General features: G+C 63.3%; 17 protein-coding genes. 16 read left to right on the plus strand and 1 reads right to left on the minus strand.

Features of this window, described 5'->3' with window-relative positions:
* The first annotated feature begins 447 nt into the window (after positions 1-447).
* The 3 genes from AC3WUF_RS04570 to AC3WUF_RS04580 all read left to right on the plus strand — a co-directional run bounded on the left by AC3WUF_RS04570 (position 448) and on the right by AC3WUF_RS04580 (position 5872).
* The gene (locus AC3WUF_RS04570) at positions 448-3000 is read left to right on the plus strand and encodes a TonB-dependent receptor (RefSeq protein ID WP_492422858.1); all 2553 of its coding nucleotides are present in this window, start codon (positions 448-450) and stop codon (positions 2998-3000) included.
* A gap of 77 nt (positions 3001-3077) precedes the next feature.
* Positions 3078-4073, plus strand: a complete 996-nt coding sequence (locus tag AC3WUF_RS04575) for a class I SAM-dependent methyltransferase (protein ID WP_492422860.1) — start codon at positions 3078-3080, stop codon at positions 4071-4073.
* Positions 4070-5872: a tetratricopeptide repeat-containing sulfotransferase family protein gene (locus tag AC3WUF_RS04580; RefSeq protein ID WP_492422862.1), complete on the plus strand. Its 1803-nt coding sequence runs from the start codon at positions 4070-4072 to the stop codon at positions 5870-5872. Before AC3WUF_RS04575 ends, AC3WUF_RS04580 begins: the two co-directional genes overlap by 4 nt.
* A gap of 28 nt (positions 5873-5900) precedes the next feature.
* On the opposite strand, the gene AC3WUF_RS04585 is transcribed toward AC3WUF_RS04580, so the two are convergent.
* The gene (locus AC3WUF_RS04585) at positions 5901-7232 is read right to left on the minus strand and encodes an aspartyl/asparaginyl beta-hydroxylase domain-containing protein (RefSeq protein ID WP_492422864.1); all 1332 of its coding nucleotides are present in this window, start codon (positions 7230-7232) and stop codon (positions 5901-5903) included.
* 165 nt (positions 7233-7397) lie between these two features.
* Between AC3WUF_RS04585 and AC3WUF_RS04590 the strand changes: the two genes are divergently transcribed.
* From AC3WUF_RS04590 to AC3WUF_RS04650, 13 genes are all read left to right on the plus strand, one after another.
* Positions 7398-7658, plus strand: coding sequence for a ComEA family DNA-binding protein (locus AC3WUF_RS04590; RefSeq protein ID WP_492422866.1), 261 nt, complete (start codon positions 7398-7400; stop codon positions 7656-7658).
* A gap of 429 nt (positions 7659-8087) precedes the next feature.
* Entirely contained in the window at positions 8088-8867 is a 780-nt protein-coding gene (locus AC3WUF_RS04595; RefSeq protein ID WP_492422868.1) for a DUF3450 domain-containing protein, read from the plus strand.
* Positions 8868-10244 (plus strand): MotA/TolQ/ExbB proton channel family protein, encoded by a 1377-nt coding sequence (locus tag AC3WUF_RS04600; RefSeq protein ID WP_492422870.1) that lies wholly within the window; start codon positions 8868-8870, stop codon positions 10242-10244. It abuts the gene before it with no gap.
* A complete protein-coding gene (locus AC3WUF_RS04605; protein ID WP_492422872.1) occupies positions 10237-10761 on the plus strand; it encodes a MotA/TolQ/ExbB proton channel family protein in 525 nt (174 codons plus the stop codon). The genes AC3WUF_RS04600 and AC3WUF_RS04605 overlap by 8 nt, the downstream gene beginning before the upstream one ends.
* A gap of 7 nt (positions 10762-10768) precedes the next feature.
* Entirely contained in the window at positions 10769-11170 is a 402-nt protein-coding gene (locus AC3WUF_RS04610; protein WP_492422874.1) for an ExbD/TolR family protein, read from the plus strand.
* Positions 11171-11185: 15 nt separating this feature from the next.
* Positions 11186-11596, plus strand: coding sequence for an ExbD/TolR family protein (locus AC3WUF_RS04615; RefSeq protein ID WP_492422876.1), 411 nt, complete (start codon positions 11186-11188; stop codon positions 11594-11596).
* A 10-nt stretch (positions 11597-11606) separates the two neighbouring features.
* Entirely contained in the window at positions 11607-12245 is a 639-nt protein-coding gene (locus AC3WUF_RS04620) for an energy transducer TonB (RefSeq protein ID WP_492422878.1), read from the plus strand.
* A complete protein-coding gene (locus AC3WUF_RS04625) occupies positions 12245-13591 on the plus strand; it encodes a tetratricopeptide repeat protein (protein ID WP_492422880.1) in 1347 nt (448 codons plus the stop codon). The genes AC3WUF_RS04620 and AC3WUF_RS04625 overlap by 1 nt, the downstream gene beginning before the upstream one ends.
* Before the next feature lie 95 nt (positions 13592-13686).
* Complete coding sequence (locus AC3WUF_RS04630; RefSeq protein ID WP_492422882.1) at positions 13687-14577, plus strand: EamA family transporter; 891 nt, start codon at positions 13687-13689, stop codon at positions 14575-14577.
* A 25-nt stretch (positions 14578-14602) separates the two neighbouring features.
* On the plus strand, positions 14603-16195 hold the full coding sequence (locus tag AC3WUF_RS04635; RefSeq protein WP_492422884.1) for a peptide ABC transporter substrate-binding protein: 1593 nt from the start codon (positions 14603-14605) through the stop codon (positions 16193-16195).
* 10 nt (positions 16196-16205) lie between these two features.
* Positions 16206-17129 carry an ABC transporter permease subunit gene (locus tag AC3WUF_RS04640; RefSeq protein ID WP_492422886.1) on the plus strand — a complete coding sequence of 308 codons (924 nt, stop codon included), beginning with the start codon at positions 16206-16208 and terminating at the stop codon, positions 17127-17129.
* Positions 17130-17137: 8 nt separating this feature from the next.
* Positions 17138-17971 carry an ABC transporter permease gene (locus tag AC3WUF_RS04645; RefSeq protein ID WP_492422888.1) on the plus strand — a complete coding sequence of 278 codons (834 nt, stop codon included), beginning with the start codon at positions 17138-17140 and terminating at the stop codon, positions 17969-17971.
* A complete protein-coding gene (locus AC3WUF_RS04650) occupies positions 17968-18759 on the plus strand; it encodes an ABC transporter ATP-binding protein (protein ID WP_492422890.1) in 792 nt (263 codons plus the stop codon). The genes AC3WUF_RS04645 and AC3WUF_RS04650 overlap by 4 nt, the downstream gene beginning before the upstream one ends.
* Positions 18760-18791: the final 32 nt, after the last annotated feature.

Genomic DNA, 18791 nt, shown 5'->3' on the forward strand with positions numbered 1-18791 from the left:
CGCTGATGCGTGGGTCTCGCGACCTTCGATCGCGCCGCTTGCGTGTGCGTTCCTACCCGGGCGGGTAGCAGGATTTCCCCACGCGCAGCAGACTTTCCGCACAGCAGAAATGCGGCATCGCACCATATTGCTAGTGGCTTTCACCCAGTTTTGTTGCAGATTCTTGACGCAGTTCACAAGCGGGGACTAGGCTCGGGACGACGTTGTAGAAAGCCGTTGGCCGAGCGCATCTGGAGTGGTGTGCGCGGCCAGACATCTTGTTCTCATGGGAGTGAGCTGATGGAAATCATTTCAACGCGCAAGCGTGCGGGAGATCTTTTTCTCCGCACAGCGATCGCAGCTGTAATTGCAAGTAGTTTTTCAACTGGGGCCGCTATCGCTCAAGAAGCCGCTGCAGCTCCGGAAGGGGCCCCGGCCAAGGACGCCACTAAGCTCGACACGATCGAAGTGACTGGTTCGCGCCTCACGCGCGCAGCCGTCGAGGGGGCACTTCCGGTATCGGTCATCGATCGCGCCTCGATCGAGGCGAGTGGCTTTACCTCCGTCGGTGATTTGTTGCGCAACACCGTGTTCAACTCGACCGGCGCATTCCGCGCACAGTCGGGCAGCTCGGCGCAGGCGCTGGTTGCCGTTGACCTTCGCGGTCTGGGCTCCGAGCGTACGCTGGTGCTGATCGACGGTCGTCGCGCACCGAAGGCGCCGTTTGCGCCGACCGCGCAGGACCTCAACGCCGTACCGTTGGCCGCAGTTGAGCGCGTCGAAATCCTCAAGGATGGTGCTTCCGCCATTTACGGTGCCGATGCGATCGGTGGTGTTATCAACATCATCACGCGCAAGGACTTTGAAGGCGTCGAGATCACCCATCAGCTGCAGGGCACCGATCGCAAGGGTGGTGATGTCGAGCAGGGCTCGGTCACGATGGGCGTCAACGGCGCGCGCGGCAATGTCGTTTTCGGCGCTTCGTACGCCAAGCGCGACATCATTTACGCGCGCAACGCGCTGTTCCGTGTTCCGGGTGCGAGCTTCTATTCCAACAACATCATCGTTTCGCGCGACGCCGATCGCGATGGCGAATTCACGCCGGGTGACGAGGCCTCGGGCGACGAGTACGTATACGCTGCGGTGCCGAACGGTTGCCCTAACACCGATCCTGCGTTCTATCTGATCCCGAGCGGTCTTTGCGGTTACGACTTCTCGCAGGTCTCCGCCGATGAAGCCGAGACGCAGAATCAGGGCCTGTTTGCGAAGGGTACGTTCCAGATCAGCGACACCTGGAACGTTGGCGTCAATGCCAGCATCAACCGCGCAAAGTCCTTCGGCCGTTACGCTCCGGCACTCAATGACCTGCCGTTGACGATTCCGGTCGACAACCCGTTCTTCGACGCCGAAGACATTGTTCAGCTCGGTGGCGATCTGGGCGGCACGGCCGGCCAGGTCGGCATCGCCGACGAGGAGATCTACGCGGTTTCGCTGTATCACCGCTTTGCTTCTCTCGGCACGCGTGACACGACGACCGATGCCAACGTCTATGACATCAGCGGTGTGTTCTCGGGCACGCTCTTCGATATTGTCGAAACGAGCTTCGGCGCCCGCTATAACGAGTACAAGTACTTCGAGCCGGGCCGCTTCTTCCTCGGTCGTGCGGTTGCGCAGAACCTGCTCAACAACGGCACCTACGACTTCCGTGATCCGAACGCGTCGCCCGATGCTGCGGACCTGCTGAAGGTCACGACGATCCGCGAGTCGAACTGGACCACACGCGAAGCCTTTGCCGACGCACAGTTCCCACTGTTCCAGCTGTCCGGCGGTCAGGCCAAGCTGCTGGTTGGTTGGGAGTACCGCGAAGAGGACTACGCGGATATCTACGACGCGCTGTCGGAAACCGGGCAGGTGGGCGGTTCGTCGGGTAATTCCGCGGCGCTTGATCGTCAGGTCCGCGCTTATTTCGCTGAGGCTGTGTTCCCGGTTCTCGACAATGTCGAACTGGGCGCGGCGATCCGTCACGACAGCTACTCCGATTTCGGTGGTGCGACTTCGCCGAAGTTGAGCGTGCGCTATCAGCCGATCACGCCGTTGACGCTGCGCGCATCGTGGAGCGAAGGCTTCCGCGCGCCGACGCTGGACGTGCTGAGCTCGAAGCCGGCTTTCTCGGCTGAGGCGATCACCAACGACCAGGCAAGCTGCGAAATCGGCGGTTACAACTGGAATGAAGCGCAGGCGACCTGCTTCAACGATGCCGGCAACATCCAGGCGACGCAGATCAACGCAACGTCGATTTCCAACGCGAACCTCGATGCAGAGGACTCCGAGCAGTATTCGGTGGGCTTTGCCTACGATGTCACGACATGGTTCGACTTCTCGCTGGACTACTACAACATCGAGATCACGAACCGTATCGACGAGTTCACCCCGCAGGAAATCCTTGACGCGATCCGTGTTGGTGATCCGGTGCCGGAAGGTTTCGGACCTGTGCGTGGCTCGACAGGCCGCATCACCGACTTCGTCTTCGGCCTTGCGAACAACGGTACGCTGGAAACCAGCGGCCTGGATTTCGAAGCGAACTTCAAGTACGGCTTGGGCAGCTTGGGCAGCCTGATGTCGCAGTTCCGCTACGTTCAGATTCTGGACTTCAGCTTCGACGGCGGACGTGACGAGATCGGCGATCCGGGTGCTCCGGAAGTCCGCATGCAGGGCAATACGGAGTGGAAGATCTCTGATTTCTCGGTGGGCTGGAACTTCAGCTACATCGGCGATCAGGCAGCGACCGTGCTGGCGAGCGGTGTGCGCAACGGGCACACCCCGAGCTACACCACGCATGACTTCCAGGTCTCCTACACCGCTCCTTGGAACGGCACCATCACCGCAGGCGTCATTAACGCCTTCGGCAAGGAACCGTCTCAGCGGTCTGCGGCAGCTGACCCGAACGCCCGCGCGTTCAATTACTACCTCTACGATCAGTACGGCCAGCAGCCGTACATCCGCTACACCCAGCGGTTCTGATCAGACGGTGGTTGCGTGATGAGGAGGGCCCCTGCGGGGGCCCTCTTTTTTGGGAATCTCATTTTGGTAGGCGCGTGATGGATGAATTCGATCTCGAAGCGCGCGCGCTGGCTTGGAGCCGGTATTGGCGCAGTGGCACCCGGCATTCCTGTCCGGGTTCGTTTGCCGATCACTACGGTGCCGCCACGCAAGCGTTCTGGCGGCTGTGCTTTGCCCGCATCGGTGCGGAAGATCATGTGCTTGAACTGGGTTGTGGCAACGGTTCTCTGATTCGCTTCCTGGCCGAGCTTGGCGAGCCATGGCCAAAGCACGTCGATGCGGTGGACCTTGCCGAGCTGAATCGCCACTGGATCGCCGAGTTGCCGGCGACGTTGCAGGATCGCGTGTCCCTACATTCCCGGACCACGGCGGCGCGGCTGCCGGTTGGGGATGGGACCGTCAATCGGATTTTCAGCCAGTACGCGCTCGAGTATTTCGCGAACGAAGCCTGCTGGACCGAGCTTGCGAGAGTGCTCGCGCCCCGCGCAGAGCTTGCCGCGGTGTTGCACCACCGGGGTTCGCACCTGTCTTCGCTGGCGCGTGCCGAGGCCCAGGACAGCCAGTGGCTGCTGGCCGATGATGGCCCCTTGGACCGCGCCCTCGAGATGCTGCCATGGTTGGCGATGTCGTCCGACGCCGGCACTCGACTGCGACGCGATGCGGACCCGCAGGCGGCCCACGCAAGACAGCAATTCAACGCGAGCTTTTCGTTGGTGAGCGAGCGCATCGCCGCAGCGCAATTTCCGGATCTGTTGCGCGATACTGCCGAGCGCGTGATGCGCATCTTGCAGGCCGTGCCCGCAGGCGGTGAGCGGGCCGCGCGGCAGGATCTGGGAGCTTTGCGTGCCGATCTGAAGGACAATCAACTGCGTGTCGCGGAGTTGGTGGAGTGCGCGTTGGACCGGAAGGAAATCGATCGCTGGATTGAGCGTCTGCGGCAGTTGGAGTTCACGACTTTCAACGTCGCTGAAATTGTGGAACAGGGATATTTGTTCGGCTGGAGTCTGGTTGCCAGTCGTGGATTGAAGGAATGAACGTAGATATGACTGCACCTGCATCGGCAACGCCCCGTGATCGTCTGCAGAAGGCCTTCGGAGACTTGAACGCAGGGCGCCTCGATGTAGCGCACCGCGAGTTCTTTGCGCTCTGCAGCGATGCGGGATGCGCCGCTGATGCCTATCGCGGTCTGGCCGCAATCTGCTGGAGACGCGGGCAACTCAGGTCGGCCGAGGACTATCTGCGCCAAGCCGTCAAGATCGATCCGGCGAGCGCCGACGCGCACGCCGACCTCGCCGTCGTCCTGATGGCGGACCGACAGTTCGCACCGGCATTGCCGCACTGGGAGCGCGTCATCGAATTGCGCCCCAACAGCCCCGATGCATGGCACAACTACGGCAAGCTGCTCGGCGACTTGCGGCAGCTGCAGCCGGCGCGTGAGGCATTCGAGCGGTCCCTCGCGCTCGCGCCGGATCGGCCGCCCACGTTGATGACCTATGCGCGAATGCTCGTCAGCTGTGGCGACGAGGTGGCGGCGGAACGTGTCTGGGAACGCGTGATCGCGCTATTGCCGCAACGCTTCGACGGGTACCAGGGGCTGGCCGAAGTTCAGTTCCAGCGGGGGCGGCTGAAGCATGCGCACGATACCTATGCGCTGGGCGTTGCTGCGGTGCCTGATGCTCCGGAATTGCACATGGGGCTTGCGCAGCTCAAGGAGGACTTCGGCGATCGCGACGGAGCGGAGGCCGCATTTCGCGAAGCGCTGAGACTGCGTCCCGACTGGCCGCTGGCGCTGGAAGGCCTGCTGACCTTGATTCGCGGCAAGGCAGAACCGGAGCTGATCGCGCGCGCGCGCGCGGTCGTTGAGGATCTGCAGCGCCCGCCTCAGGATCGCGCCAATGTCGGGTTCGGTCTCGGCAAGGCATTGGATGCCAAGGATGCCGACGCTGCATTCGAAGTCTGGGAGATGGCCAACAAGGCGCGGCGCGCGCAGATTGGCCCATTCGTGCGTGAGAAAACCGCTGACCGCGTCGACCGCACCATCAAGGCATTCAATGCGCAGCAGTTAGCGCGCCTGGCCGGGACGGGACATCCCGATGAACGGCCCATCTTTGTCCTGGGGATGCCGCGCAGCGGAACCTCGCTGGTTGAACAGATTCTGTCGGCGCATCCCGATACGATCGGATTTGGGGAGCTGCCCGACATCTCCCGTCTCGCGCGTTCAATGGCGCAGCGCAGTGGCTCGATCCAGCGCTGGCCGGAGGCACTGGCTGCGGTTGATTCGCTGACCTTGCAGACAGCAGGCCGCGACTATCTGCTCTCGCTGGAGAAGCGCAATGCCTCGCCGGCGCTGCGCTATGTCGACAAGGCTCCACTTAATTTCTTCCATGTCGGTCTCATCGCGCTGCTGTTTCCGAATGCGCACATCGTCTGGTGTCAGCGCGATCCGCGCGACATCTGCGTCTCCATCTACGGCGAGAACTTTGCGCTTGAGCAACCGTTCGCAACGGATCTTTCGGATCTCGGCTACTACTACGGCCAGTACATGAGACTGATGCGCCATTGGAAGGCGCTGTTGCCCGGGCGCCTGCATGAATGCGTTTACGAGAAGATGGTCGACGATCCTGAAACGCAGGCTCGCGCACTGATCGATGCTGTGGGGCTTCCCTGGAACGAGGCCTGCCTCAAGTTTCACGAGCAGGATCGCCCGGTGCTGACGCCGAGCCGTTGGCAGGTGCGTCAGCCGATGTACTCCAAGGCGGTCGGACGCTGGAAGCGATATGAGCGCTGGCTGGCGCCGCTGACAACGGCGCTTGGGAAAGAACTGCCCGATTGACGGCGCGTTCGAGTCGTCAGACTTAGGGCTAGTTCTGCACGGCCGGTGGCGCCGTGCATTCCCGGTCGAAGTCGCCGAGAATTGGAACCATCGCCAGTAGGGCTTCGTGTTCCGGCGGTGTCAGATGCGGATTCCAGGCATCCACGATGAGCACGACGCGCGTTTCGGCGCCGCGATTCCAGGCTTCGTGTTCGAACGTATCGTCGAATGCGACGATCTGACCTGCTTGCCAGAGGTGCGGTTCTCCGCCGACAACCAAGGCGCACTGCTGCGGGACCAGCAAGGGGAGATGAAGCACCGCGCGGGTATTGGTATCGCCATAGTGCGGAAGGATGTGCGTGCCGGGCGTCAGCATCGAGAAGCAGATTTCCGGAGCGTGGTCGCGGATGTGGGCCAGCGGGCTGGCATCCAGCAAGGCCGATGTGAGCGGGCATGCGGCATGGGCCGCGTCGTGGCGAGTGCCGTGCCGGTAGAAGAAGTAGGCGTCCCATACAGCTGCCGCGCCGTGATCGTTGCGCAGGTGGCGGGCGTTCTGAGTGGCGGACACTTCGCCGAGGAACGGTTCAAAGTTTTGCTGCCGGGCGCTCAGGATCGTCTGCAGTTCACTCTGGATTGAAGCCGTGGCGTTCTCCAGGGCGTCCGCCCACGGAAACAACTCGCGCGCGAAATACGGCGTCGTCGGCAAGTCCGGAAACCAAAGAGCCTTTGGCTTTTGTCTGCGGTCCGACGGCTCGTTGCCGGCTTCGCCGAGATAGGCGGCGATGCAGCGGTCGACGCGCACCAACGACTTGGCGCCGTGCCGCGCACGCACGGCGGCCAATTCTTCTTCGATCAGCGTCCGCCTGAGCTGCCGCGTTCTCTCGATGGCCTGCTTCACGTCCTCCCTGAGCAAGGGCGCGGTGCTCTCTGCCGATTGCCAAAGCCCGCGCCGTTGCGCCGTGCTGACGGCACGGACGTACTCGACCGCAGCGGCACGCGTCCGTCCGAGTGCGGTTAGCGCATGGCCCAAAAACAGCCGTGCGATGTGGCGTTCAGGTGATTGGGTCAGCGCCGCCTGCAGGGCCAGTTGCGCGGCCTCAGGATTTCCTGCCCGCAACAGCGCAATGCCAGCGCCTTCATCGACCGCCGGATCGACCGGCACCTGCTTACGGGCCTGTTCCAGCAGCTGCAAGGCTTGTACATGATTGCCGCGCACAGCCTCCCGTCCGCCGATATAGGTCAGGGCTTCGGCATGGTCGGCGTTCTGTTCAAGGATCAGCCGGTACTGTGCTTCAGCAATATCCGGCCGGCCCTTGCTCAGGGCTCCCCGCGCCAGCTGCAGGGTTTGCACGGTGGACGCTGTCAACTCGTTTTGGCTCATCGGCAGATTCTGCAAGTGCGGGTGAATGTAGAAAATTGTCGCACGCTCGCGTGGCCGGACGCGCCGATGTTACTTACGCGCTAACTATTCAAGCCGGAAATCCTGAGCTAGGGTCGGATTGTCGCCTCGATGCGACAACTGAAAACAATAAAAGGAGAGGGAATCATGAAGAACAGAATCCTGTTGATGGCGCTTCTTGGCTTCGCCGCGGGTGCGGCCGTGGCCGGGCCGGTCAATATCAACACGGCCGATGAGGCCAAGCTTGCCAAGGAGCTTGCCGGCGTCGGTCCGGCGAAGGCGGCGGCGATCGTCAAGGATCGCAAGGAGAAAGGTCCGTTCAAGACGGTTGAGGATCTCAAGCGTGTGGACGGTATTGGCGATGCGGTGATCGAGCAGAACAAGGACAGCATCAAGATCAAGGACTGAGGCTGCCGAGCGTACCCCCTAGATTTTTTGCCTACATTTTTTCTGTTGCCGGATTGTTAAGGTTTGTCCCGTCGCAAGCGATTGGTGAGTGGGCTCGGATTGGGAGCGAGACCCGCCAATCGGGATGTCTAGCGCTACAACGTCAGACTGTTGATTTGCCAAGAAGTACAAGAACCCTACGACCACATTGAGATGGCCTAAGGGAGGGATTAAGGCGGACCCCTAGGGTCCGCCTTATTTTTTTGCCCATAAGACGGCTCGCAAGGGGCCGTTTCTGGGACGTTTCGCGTCCGGATTTGGGTGGAAATACTGTTGTAGTTGGCACGGATATTGGTGCTACCATCGGCGCTTCTCGGGTGGGCTCAGTGGTCGGCGGGTACGGCCCTCCCTGTATTTATTGATTTATTTCCCTTCATAGGAATTTCGTTCATGTCAGAAAGCCTGATTCGAACTGCCATGCTGAAGCGCAGCGGATGGGCCGTAGCCTGTCTGTTGGCTTCGTCGGTTGCCTTTGCGCAGTCGACTGCAACGGCAACCCGAGCGGTCAACGAGCAGGTGGGTGCCGAGCAGGCTGCCCAGGCTGCCCAAGGTGAAGTCGACAAGCTCGACGACCAGACCCGGTCCGCGGTCAATGAATACCGCGCCGTGATTCAGGAAACTGACAGCCTCAAGCGCTACAACGAGCAGCTCGCGCTGCAGTTGAACTCTCAGCAGACTGAGATGAAGGCGATGGGCGACCAGCTGAACGAGATCGAGACGACCAGTCGCGAGATCGTGCCGCTTCTGCAGAAGATGCTGAGCACCATCGACGAGTTCGTGAAGCTCGACGTGCCGTTTCTGCCGGACGAGCGCGCCAAGCGCGTCAACGGCCTGAAGGACATGATGGCGCGTGCCGACGTTTCGATCGCCGAAAAGTATCGCCGCATCGTCGAGGCCTATCAGGTTGAAATGGAATATGGCCGTACGATCGAAGCTTATGAAGGCAAGATCGACGACCGCACCGTCGAGTTCCTGCGCGTCGGTCGCGTCGCCCTGATGTATCAGACCCTCGACGGCAAGGAAACCGGTTACTGGGACAACGCTGCCAAGGCCTGGGTCGAGGACGGCAGCTATCGCGATGCAATGCGTCGTGGCCTGAAAGTTGCCAAGAAGGAAGGCGCACCTAATCTCATGATTGCACCGGTCGCCGCGCCGAAGGAGACGAAGTAAATGATCCGCTCACTCTCCAAGACCGCCGCCGCGCTGCTGCTGGTCGCTGGCGCCGCGATCCCGGCCCAGGTTTCGGCCGCACCGGCCGCTTCCCTGGACCAGCTGCTCGAGCAGACGCGCAACGCGCGCGCTGCCGAAGCCAAGGAAAACCAGGAACGCATTTCCAAGTTCCAGCGCGAGCGCGACCAGCAGTCGCGTCTGCTGTCGGAAGCCAATGCGGTTCTCCAGCAGCAGCAGGCCCGCTCGAACCAGCTGTCGGCAGCGTTTGATGCCAACGAAAAGAAGCTGACCGAACTGCAGGCTGCGCTCGATCTCAAGGTCGGCAACCTCGGTGAAATGTTCGGTGTCGTGCGCCAGGTCGCCGGCGATTTCGCGTCGGTTGCCACCGGCTCGATGATCTCCGAGCAGTATCCGGAACGCGTCGACTTCGCGCAGAAGCTGGCGCAGACCAAGTCGCTAGCGTCGATCGCCGATCTCGAAACCTTCTGGTTCGAGATGCAGCGCGAAATGACCGAGACCGGTCAGACCGTCAAGTACAAGACCAAGGTTGTGGCGCCGGACGGCCAGCCGAGCGAACAGGAAGTGATCCGCGTCGGTTCCTTCACCGCGATCAGCGAGGGCGAGTTCCTCAACTATCTGCCGTCGGTCAAGAGCTTCACCGTTTTCTCGCGTCAGCCGGATGGCAACTTCACCAGCATCGCGGGTGATTTCGAGGACGAGCCCACCGGCTACAACGAGATGGTTGTCGACCCGACCCGCGGCGTGCTGCTGGGTCTGTTCGTGCAGCGTCCGACCTGGCTTGAGCGTATCAACCACGGCGAAGCCGTCGGTTACGTGATCATCCTGGTCGGCGTGGTCGGCGCCATCCTCGCGATCTGGCAGTTCCTGTTCCTGATGAAGGAAGGCGCTGCGGTCCGCCGCCAGCTGAAGGACACCTCGCGTCCGCAGACCGACAACCCGCTGGGCCGCGTGCTCGCGACCTTCAAGGGCGACGGTTCGCGCATCGAGGAAGATGCCGAGATCGTCGAGCTGCGTATCTCCGAAGCCGTGCTGCGCGAAGTGCCGAAGCTCGAGCGCTTCCAGTCCTTCCTGCGCCTGGCGGTTGCCGCCGGTCCGCTGCTCGGTCTCGTCGGTACCGTCATCGGCATGATCATCACGTTCCAGGCGATCACCGAATCGGGTTCGGGCGATCCGAAGCTGATGGCTGCCGGTATCTCCGCGGCCATGATCGCGACGGTGCTCGGTCTGGGTATCGCCGTGCCGCTGCTGTTCATGAATGCTGCGCTGACCTCGCGTTCGCGCGCGATCATCCAGGTCCTCGACGAGCAGAGCGCCGGCATGCTGGCCGAAAGCCTCGAGGCGAAGCGCCGTGCTTGATCTGCTGACAGCGCCTTTCCGCTCGGTCGCCGAGCTCGTCGAATCCGGCGGGCCGATTGTCGAGTGGATCCTGTTCAGCTGCGTCCTGATGTGGACGCTGGTGCTGGAGCGCTACTGGTTCTTCAAGAATCGCCTGCCGCGTCTGGCCGGCGAGATGCTGAGCCAGTGGCAGGCGCGCTCCGACCACCAGTCCTGGAAGGCACGCCAGATCCGGCGCGCGATGATTTCCAAGCTGAACGCGGCGATGACGGCGAATATGCAGGTGCTGCGCGTGCTGGTGCCGATGGCGCCGCTGCTCGGTCTGCTCGGCACCGTCATGGGCATGCTCAGCATTTTTGATTCGATGGCCGCCAAGGGTTCGGTCGATGCAATCGCCATGGCCGACGGTGTATCGGAAGCCATGGTGTGCACGATGACCGGCCTCGCAGTGAGCATGTCCGGTCTGCTGCCGGTCAACCGTTTCCAGTCCCGCATCCGTCAGCAGACGGAACTGCTCGCAGACAAGTTCACTTACTGACATGCGCATGCGCCGCCAATCGCTGGAGCACGACAGTGCCGATACCGGCATCGACCTCGCGCCGATGCTCGATTTCGTCCTGAACCTGCTGATCTTCTTCATCATCACCGCAGTCTTCATCAAGGAGGTTGGCATTCCCGCCAGCCGTCCGACGGCGAAGGCGGCGGAGAGCAAGGAAGCCACCGTCATCGCGATCACGGTCAAGGAAGACGGCAGCGTCTTCGTCGGCAGCCGCCAGACCGATCTGCGTCAGGTGCGTGCGGCGATCGAGCGTCTGCATTCGCAGCGTCCGGACGACGTCGTCGTCATCGGTTCCGAGTCTGCGGCGCCGACGGGCGTGCTGGTCCAGGTCATGGATCAGGTCCGTCAGGGCGGCATCGACAACATCTCGATTGCGGCGAGCAACTAAAAGAGTCCTAGCCCCATGCGTTCACGCCGACACGTGGAACTGAGCGAAGAGACCGGCATCGACCTCGCGCCGATGCTCGACTTCGTCCTCAATCTGCTGATCTTTTTCATCATCACGACTTCGTTCGTGAAGGAAGCCGGCATCACGGTAACCAAGCCGGAAGCCGAGACTGCCGAATACAACCAGACCGGCAACATCCTGATCGCGATCCGTCCCAACGGCGATATCTGGATCGACCGCCGCAAGCTCGATATCCGCGACGTCCGCAACGTCATCGAACGCATGCATGCAGAGCGTCCGGAGGACACCGTGGTGATCCTCGCCGATACCGTTTCCCAGACTGGCGTGCTGACGCAGGTCATGGATCAGGTTCGCAGCGGCGGCGTGCAATCGGTTTCGATTGCCGCTCTCGGTAGCGGGGGCTAGGCGCATGGTGATGCAAGACAGCCCTATGCGCTTTGCCGTCCCGGCCATGGGCGCGGCGGTATTCGCGTTCGTGATGTTCTGGGGCCTGCACGCGCTGATTCATCGCGGCCATGGCGCGCTCAGCGACGCGCAGACGCTGCAGACCATCGACTTCGTCCGCCTCAAGCGCGCCAGCGAGCTTGAGACCAAGCAGCGACAGAAGCCCGAGAAGCCGCCGCCACCGAAGCAGCCGCCGCCGCCGAAACTGGCCGTCGCCGCGCAGGCCAAGCCTGACATGGCGCCGACCCAGTTCATGATGCCGAACATGAACCTGCCGACCAGCATCTCTGGCGGCCCGTTCCTCGGTACCTTCGCGGCGGGCGACATTCAGGGCGACGCCGAGTTGATTCCGCTCGTGCGTATCGCACCGCAGTTCCCGCGTCAGGCTGCGCGTGACGGCATCAGCGGTGAGGTCGTTCTGGAAATCACCGTCGGCCCGGACGGCACGGTCAAGTCGGCTCGCGTGAAGAGCGCCAAGCCGCGCGGTTACTTTGAATCCGCCGCAGTCGCAGCAGCCTACAAGGGCCGCTTCCGGCCCAAGGTGGTCGACGGCAAGCCCCAGGAAACCAAGGGCGAATACACCGTCAAGTTCAACATAGGCACGGAATGATGACGCAGGCATTCAAATCCATTGCGATCGCGCTGGTGGCAACGGGCGCGATGCTCCTCGGATCGACTTCGGTCGTGCATGCGCAGGACGCGGCACCGGCGCCGGCTGCGAAGAAGGAACGCAAGGCCACCGGTACCCTGTCGGAAGGCGCGTACCGCCAGCTTGAGCGTATCCACGAGCTCATCGGCAAGAACAAGAATGACGAGGCGCTGGAAAAGGCCAAGGCCATGCTCGAGCGAGTCGGCAACGACTATGAGCGCGCGATGGTCCGTCAGACGATGGCGTTCATCTATATCTCGCAGAACAACTACAAGGCCGCGATTGCCGGTTTTGAAGAAGCCTTGAAGCTTGAAGCGCTGCCGCAGCAGCCCTACGAGCAGATGATCTACAACCTGGCGCAGCTGTACTTCCAGGATGGCCAGACCGACAAGGCCATCCAGAAGATGGAGCAGTACTTCGCCGAGGCTTCGACCAAGCCGCCGACCGACGCGTACATCCTGCTGGCCAGTGCGTATTCGGATCGCAAGCGCTTTGCCGATGCGCTGCCGTACGTCGACAAGGCGCTTGCCGAAGCCAAGGATCCGAAGGAATCCTGGCTGCAGCTGAAGCTGGCGCTGCACTACGAACTCAAGCAGTTCCCGCAGTGCGCGGAAGTGCTGATCCGCCTGGTGTCCCTGATGCCGGCGAAGGAAGACTACTGGAAGCAGCTGTCGAGCATCCTGTTCGAGATCAAGAAGGACAAGGAATCGCTGGCGGTGCTCGCGCTCGCGGATCGCCAGGGTTTCCTCGATACCGAAGGCGAAATCCGCAATCTCGCCAACATCTATCTGCTGCTGGAAATCCCGTACAAGGCAGCGCAGATTCTCGAGCGCGGTATTGCGCAGAAGATTCTGAAGTCCGACGAGAAGACGCTGAGCCTGCTCGGCGACGCCTGGACGATGGCGCGCGATTACGACAAGGCCGAAGCGGCCCTGAACAAGGCGGCGGCGGTATCGGACAGCGGCGAGATTTCATTCCGCCTCGGCCAGATCTACGTCGAGGACGAGCGTTGGAAGGAAGCGCTCGAGGCGCTCAGCCGCGCGCAGTCCAAGGGCGTCAAGAAGATGGGCGAGGCTGCGTATCTCGAAGGGATCGCGGCGTTCCAGTCCGGCAACCGTGGCCGTGCACGCGATGCGCTGCACCGTTCGCAGAAGTACGAAGAGACGCGTAACTCCGCCGGTCAGTGGCTGAATCATATCGAGCAGACGGAAGCCGCCGAAGCACAGGCTGCCGAGGCGACCGAGGCCTTGAAGCAGGCCAAGAAGGACGCCGAAGAAGCGGAAAAGGAAAAGTCCAAGGTCAACTAGGACGACGCTGAAGCCGCAAGCGCTGCGGCGGTTCGAGGTCTGCGCAAGGGGCAGGGACTACTCGGCGAGAGCCGACACCAGATCGGGCGGTTCACTTGGCGGCGTCACGTCCAGTTCAGCTGTTCGCCGCATTCGCGACCGTCTATCTGGTCTGGGGTTCGACCTATCTGGCGATCCGCGTCGGCGTCAAGGATCTGCCGCCCGTGCTGTTCGCCGGCGCGCGCTTCCTGATCGCCGCTCCGTTGATGTTTGCCTACGCCTGGTCGCGCGGTGCGCGCCTGCCCACCCAGCGCCGCGACTGGCTGATCATCACGATCACCGCTCTACTGATGTTGACCGGGGCCAATGGCTTGGTGACCTGGAGCGAGCTCTGGGTCGAATCCAATCAAGCGGCGCTGATCGTTGCGACCTCTGCGTTGTGGATGGCCTGGTTTGGCAGCTGGGGCATGCGGGGTGAGCGGATATCGGGTCTGACGCTGGCCGGTCTGCTGCTCGGCTTTCTCGGTGTCGCGCTGCTGGTCGGCTCGGGCATGCATCTGCAGCTCGCGCCCTGGTATGCGTATGCGGCGCTGACCTTGTCGCCGATCCTGTGGGCCGCCGGCTCGGTGATCTCTCGCCGCAACGTGCTGAGCTGCGCACCGTTGATGGCGGCGGCGCTGCAGATGGCCGTTACCGGCGTCGTCATGACCGCATTGGGCCTCGCCTTGGGCGATGCCGAGCGCTGGGTCCTGACGCGCGACTCGGCCTTCGCATTGATCTACCTCGCGATCGCCGGCTCCTGTCTCGGTTATGGCGCCTATTACTGGCTGGTGCATCAGGTCACACCGTCGCAGCTGGGTACCTACGCCTACGTCAATCCGGCCATCGCGGTGCTGCTCGGCTGGTGGATCCTCGATGAGGTCATGCACACGCCGCAGATCATCGGCACCCTGATCATCCTCGCCGGCGTCGCTTTGGTGACCTTGGCGTCGCGCAAGCCGCGCTAGTTGCCTAGCTGCTAGGCTTCGGCCGATGAGGGGGCTCGATATCCACTGCGTACTTGCGGCGATCTGCGCCGTTGCGCTGCTGCTCCTGCAGCCGGCCTACAGCGCCGCCCCCGCCGATCTGCTGCGCATCGGCAACGGCCCGGAGCCGGAGACGCTCGATCCGCATCGTACCGAAGGGGTCAGCGCCGGCAACATCGTGCGCGACCTGTACGAGGGGCTCACGGCGATCGGTGCCGACGGACAGGCGATCCCCGCCGCAGCCAGCAGCTGGACGCTCAGCGCGGATGGACTGAGCTATACCTTCGAATTGCGCGAGGGCCTGCGCTGGTCCAACGGCGAAGCACTCACCGCGCAGGACTTTGTCGCCGGTCTGCAACGCAGCCTGCGGCCGGCGACCGGCTCGAACGTCGCGCAGATGCTGCGGCCGATTCGCGGTGCATCCGCGGTCATCGACGGTGCCGCGGCTCCGGAAACGCTGGCGGTGACGGCGACAGACGCGCGGCATCTGGTCATCACCCTCGATCAGCCGTTGCCGGCGTTCCCCGGCATGCTCGCGCATCCCTCGACGTTCCCGGTTCATGGCGGCGCCCAGGCGCCACGGGTCGACGCCCGCGGCGCTGATCTGGTCAGCAACGGCGCCTACACGCTCAAGCGCTGGGTGCTGCAGTCGCAGGTCGAGCTCGAGCGCAATCCGCACTACTGGAATGCGGCGCAGACGAAGATCGCGAAGGTGCATTACCTGACGACCGAAGACATCCACTCCGAGTACAAGCGTTATCGCGCCGGCGATCTCGACGTGACCTACGAGATTCCGCTGCCGCAGCTGCAACGGATCCGCGAGACCTACAGCGACCAGCTGAAGATCGCGCCTTACCTGGGCCTGTACTTCTACGGCCTCAATGTCACGCGCGCACCGCTCGCCGAAAATCCCGCTCTGCGTCAGGCGCTGTCGATGGTCATCGATCGCGAAGTGATCGCCGGCAAGGTGCTCAACGGCCTGGCCTTGCCGGCCTACGGCTGGGTGCCGCCGGGGACTGCACAGGCGTCCAAGCAACAGCCGGCGTGGGCAGCCTGGCCGTATGCAAAGCGTGTGGAGGAGGCGCGCAAGCTCTACCAGCGGGCCGGGTATTCCGCCGACAGTCCGCTGCAGATCCAGATCCGCTACAACACGCACGAGAGCCACCGGCGCGTCGCAACGGTGGTTGCGGCGATGTGGAAGCAGACGCTGGGCGTGCAGACCGAGTTGCTCAACGAGGAGTTCAAGGTCTTCCTGCACAACCGCAAGCAGCGCCAGAAGACGCAGGTCTACCGCGCCGCCTGGATGGCCGACTACAACGACCCGACCAGCTTCCTCGACATACTGCGCGGTACACACGGCAAGAACGACACTGGCTGGAACGATCCTACCTACGACACTGCACTCGACGCGGCGCAGCGCACGGCCGACATCGGCCAGCGCCGCGAGCTGCTCGCGCAGGCCGAGCAGCGCCTGTTTGCCGAAACGCCGGCGATTCCGCTTTACTTCTATGTGTCCAAGCACCTCGTCAGTCCGCGGGTGCGGGGCTGGACCGACAACATCCTCGACTACCACTACAGCAAGGATCTGCAACTGCAATGAGCGGCCTGCCATGCTGAGCTTCATCCTGCGGCGCGGCGTCGCCGGCCTGGTGACGCTGCTGGCACTGCTGACGCTGGCGTTCTTTCTGCTGCGCGCGGCGCCCGGCGGTCCGCTGGACCGCGAACGCGCATTGACGCCGGCGATCGAGGCCGCCATGGCGGCGCAGTTCCATCTCGACGAACCGCTGGGGCAGCAATACCTGCGCTACGTCGCCGACGTACTGCGCGGCGATCTCGGCCCATCGTTCCAGTACGAGGGCTATCGCGTCAGCGAGCTGATCGCCAGCGGCCTGCCGGCATCGCTGCAGCTCGGCCTGTTTGCGCTGTTGCTCGCGCTGTCGATCGGCGTGCCGCTGGGGGTGGTCGCGGCTTGTCACCGCGACGGCGGACTCGACCGCGGGTTGATGGGTTTGTCGCTGCTCGGCGTTTCGGTGCCCACTTTCGTCGTCGCGCCGCTGCTGATTCTTCTTTTCGCGGTGCATCTGGACTGGCTGCCGGCCGGCGGCTGGCAGCGTGGCGATGTCGGCGATCTGATTCTGCCGGTGCTGTCGCTGGCGCTGCCGCAGGTGGCGTACATCGCCAAGCTGGTGCGCAGCGGCTTCGTCGAAGTGCTGCAGGCGCCCTTCATGCTGACCGCCCGCGCCAAGGGGTTGCCGCTGCATCTGCTGCTGCGCCGGCATGCCGCACGCCCCGCGCTGTTGCCGCTGCTGTCCTATCTGGGGCCGGCGACCGCGGCGCTGATCACCGGGTCGGTCGTCGTCGAGCAGATCTTCGCGATACCGGGCATCGGCCGCTACTTCGTGCAAGGCGCCTTGAACCGCGACTACACGCTGGTGCTCGGGGTCGTGCTGCTCTACGGCAGCCTGATCGTTCTTTTCAATCTGCTGGTCGATGTGCTGTACGGCGTGCTCGATCCACGAGCACGGCCCGCGTGAATGCCTCAATGAACACCATGACCATCGAAGAATCCAAACGCAGTCCGCTGGCCGTCGTCGCCATCGTCGTGCTGATCGCGATCGTGCTGGCGGTGCTGGTCGGGCCGATGCTCAGCCCGCATGCGGTCGACAGCATCGACTTCCAAGCCGAGTGGGGCAGTGCACCGACGCTGCAGGGCGCACATTGGTTCGGCACCGACAGCCTCGGTCGCGACGTCTTCGTGCGTACGATGTCTGGCGGCCGGCTGTCGTTGCTGGTGGCGCTGGCCGCGACGCTGGTGTCGGTGCTGATCGGCGTCAGCTACGGCGCCATCGCCGGCTTCTACGGCGGCCGTGCCGACCAATGGATGATGCGCTTCGTCGACGTGCTCTACGCGCTGCCGTTCATGTTCATCGTCATTCTGCTGACGGTCGCGTTCGGCCGTCATCTGCTGCTGATGTTCGCCGCGATCGGCGCCGTCAGCTGGCTCGACATGGCGCGCATCGTCCGTGGCCAGACCCTGAGCCTGCGCAGTCGCGGTTTCGTGCTGGCTGCCGAGTTGTACGGCATGCCGCGCCGGCAGATCGTGCGCCGTCATATCGTGCCCAACCTGGCGGCGACGGTGATCGCGTATGCGACGCTGACCGTGCCGCATGCGGTGCTGATCGAATCCTTCCTGAGCTTTCTCGGCCTGGGTGTGCAGGAGCCGGCAACCAGCTGGGGCGTGCTGATCAACGACGGTGCGCGCGACATGGAAATCACGCCGTGGGCGCTCGCATTCCCGGTCGCCTTCCTGTCGCTGACCCTGCTGTGCCTCAACGTGCTCGGCGAGCATCTGCGCGAGACCCTGGATCGCCGATGAGCGAGGCATTGCTCGCCGTCAGCGATCTGCGCGTCGAGCTTCGCGACACGCGCGCTGCGGCGCTGGTTGCCGGGCTCAGTTTCGAGCTGCCCGCGGGACAGGCGCTGGGCATCGTCGGCGAGTCCGGCTCGGGCAAGTCGCAGACCGCGTTGGCGATTCTCGGTCTCAGCGATCCGGCATTGCGCTGCAGCGGCGGCCTGAAGTTTGATGGTACCGAGTTGCTCGGATTGTCGCCGAGCCAGTGGCGCGCGCTGCGCGGGCCGCAGATTGCCGCGGTGTTCCAGAACTCGCAGGCCAGCCTCAATCCCTGCCTGCGCATCGGCGTGCAGCTCTGCGAAGTGCTTGAGGTGCATGCCGGCGCGTCGCGTCGCGCGGCCGAGGCCGAGGCGCTGCGCATGCTCGATGCCGTGCAAGTTGCCGATGCACAGCGCCGGCTGCGCCAGTATCCGCACGAGCTGTCCGGCGGTCAGTGCCAGCGCGTCGCGATCGCGATGGCCTTGCTGGCGCGCCCGCGATTGCTGATTGCCGACGAACCGACGACCGCGCTCGACACGACGACCCAGGCGCAGTTGCTGGATCTGCTGAAGACTTTGCGTCGCGAGCTGAACCTGACGCTGCTGCTGATTTCGCACGATCTGGGCGTGGTCGCCGAGGTCTGCGACCAGGTGCTCGTGATGCGCGCCGGCCTGACGGTCGAGCAGGGCGAGACGGCGCGTGTCCTGCACGCGCCTCAGCAGACCTATACGCAGACGCTGCTCGCGGCGCGCCTGCCTTTACCTCTGAGCTAGACTCGAGGCATCGGCGTCCCAACCAGAAGGCC

The organism is Fontimonas sp. FW305-C-3 (genome assembly GCF_058783185.1).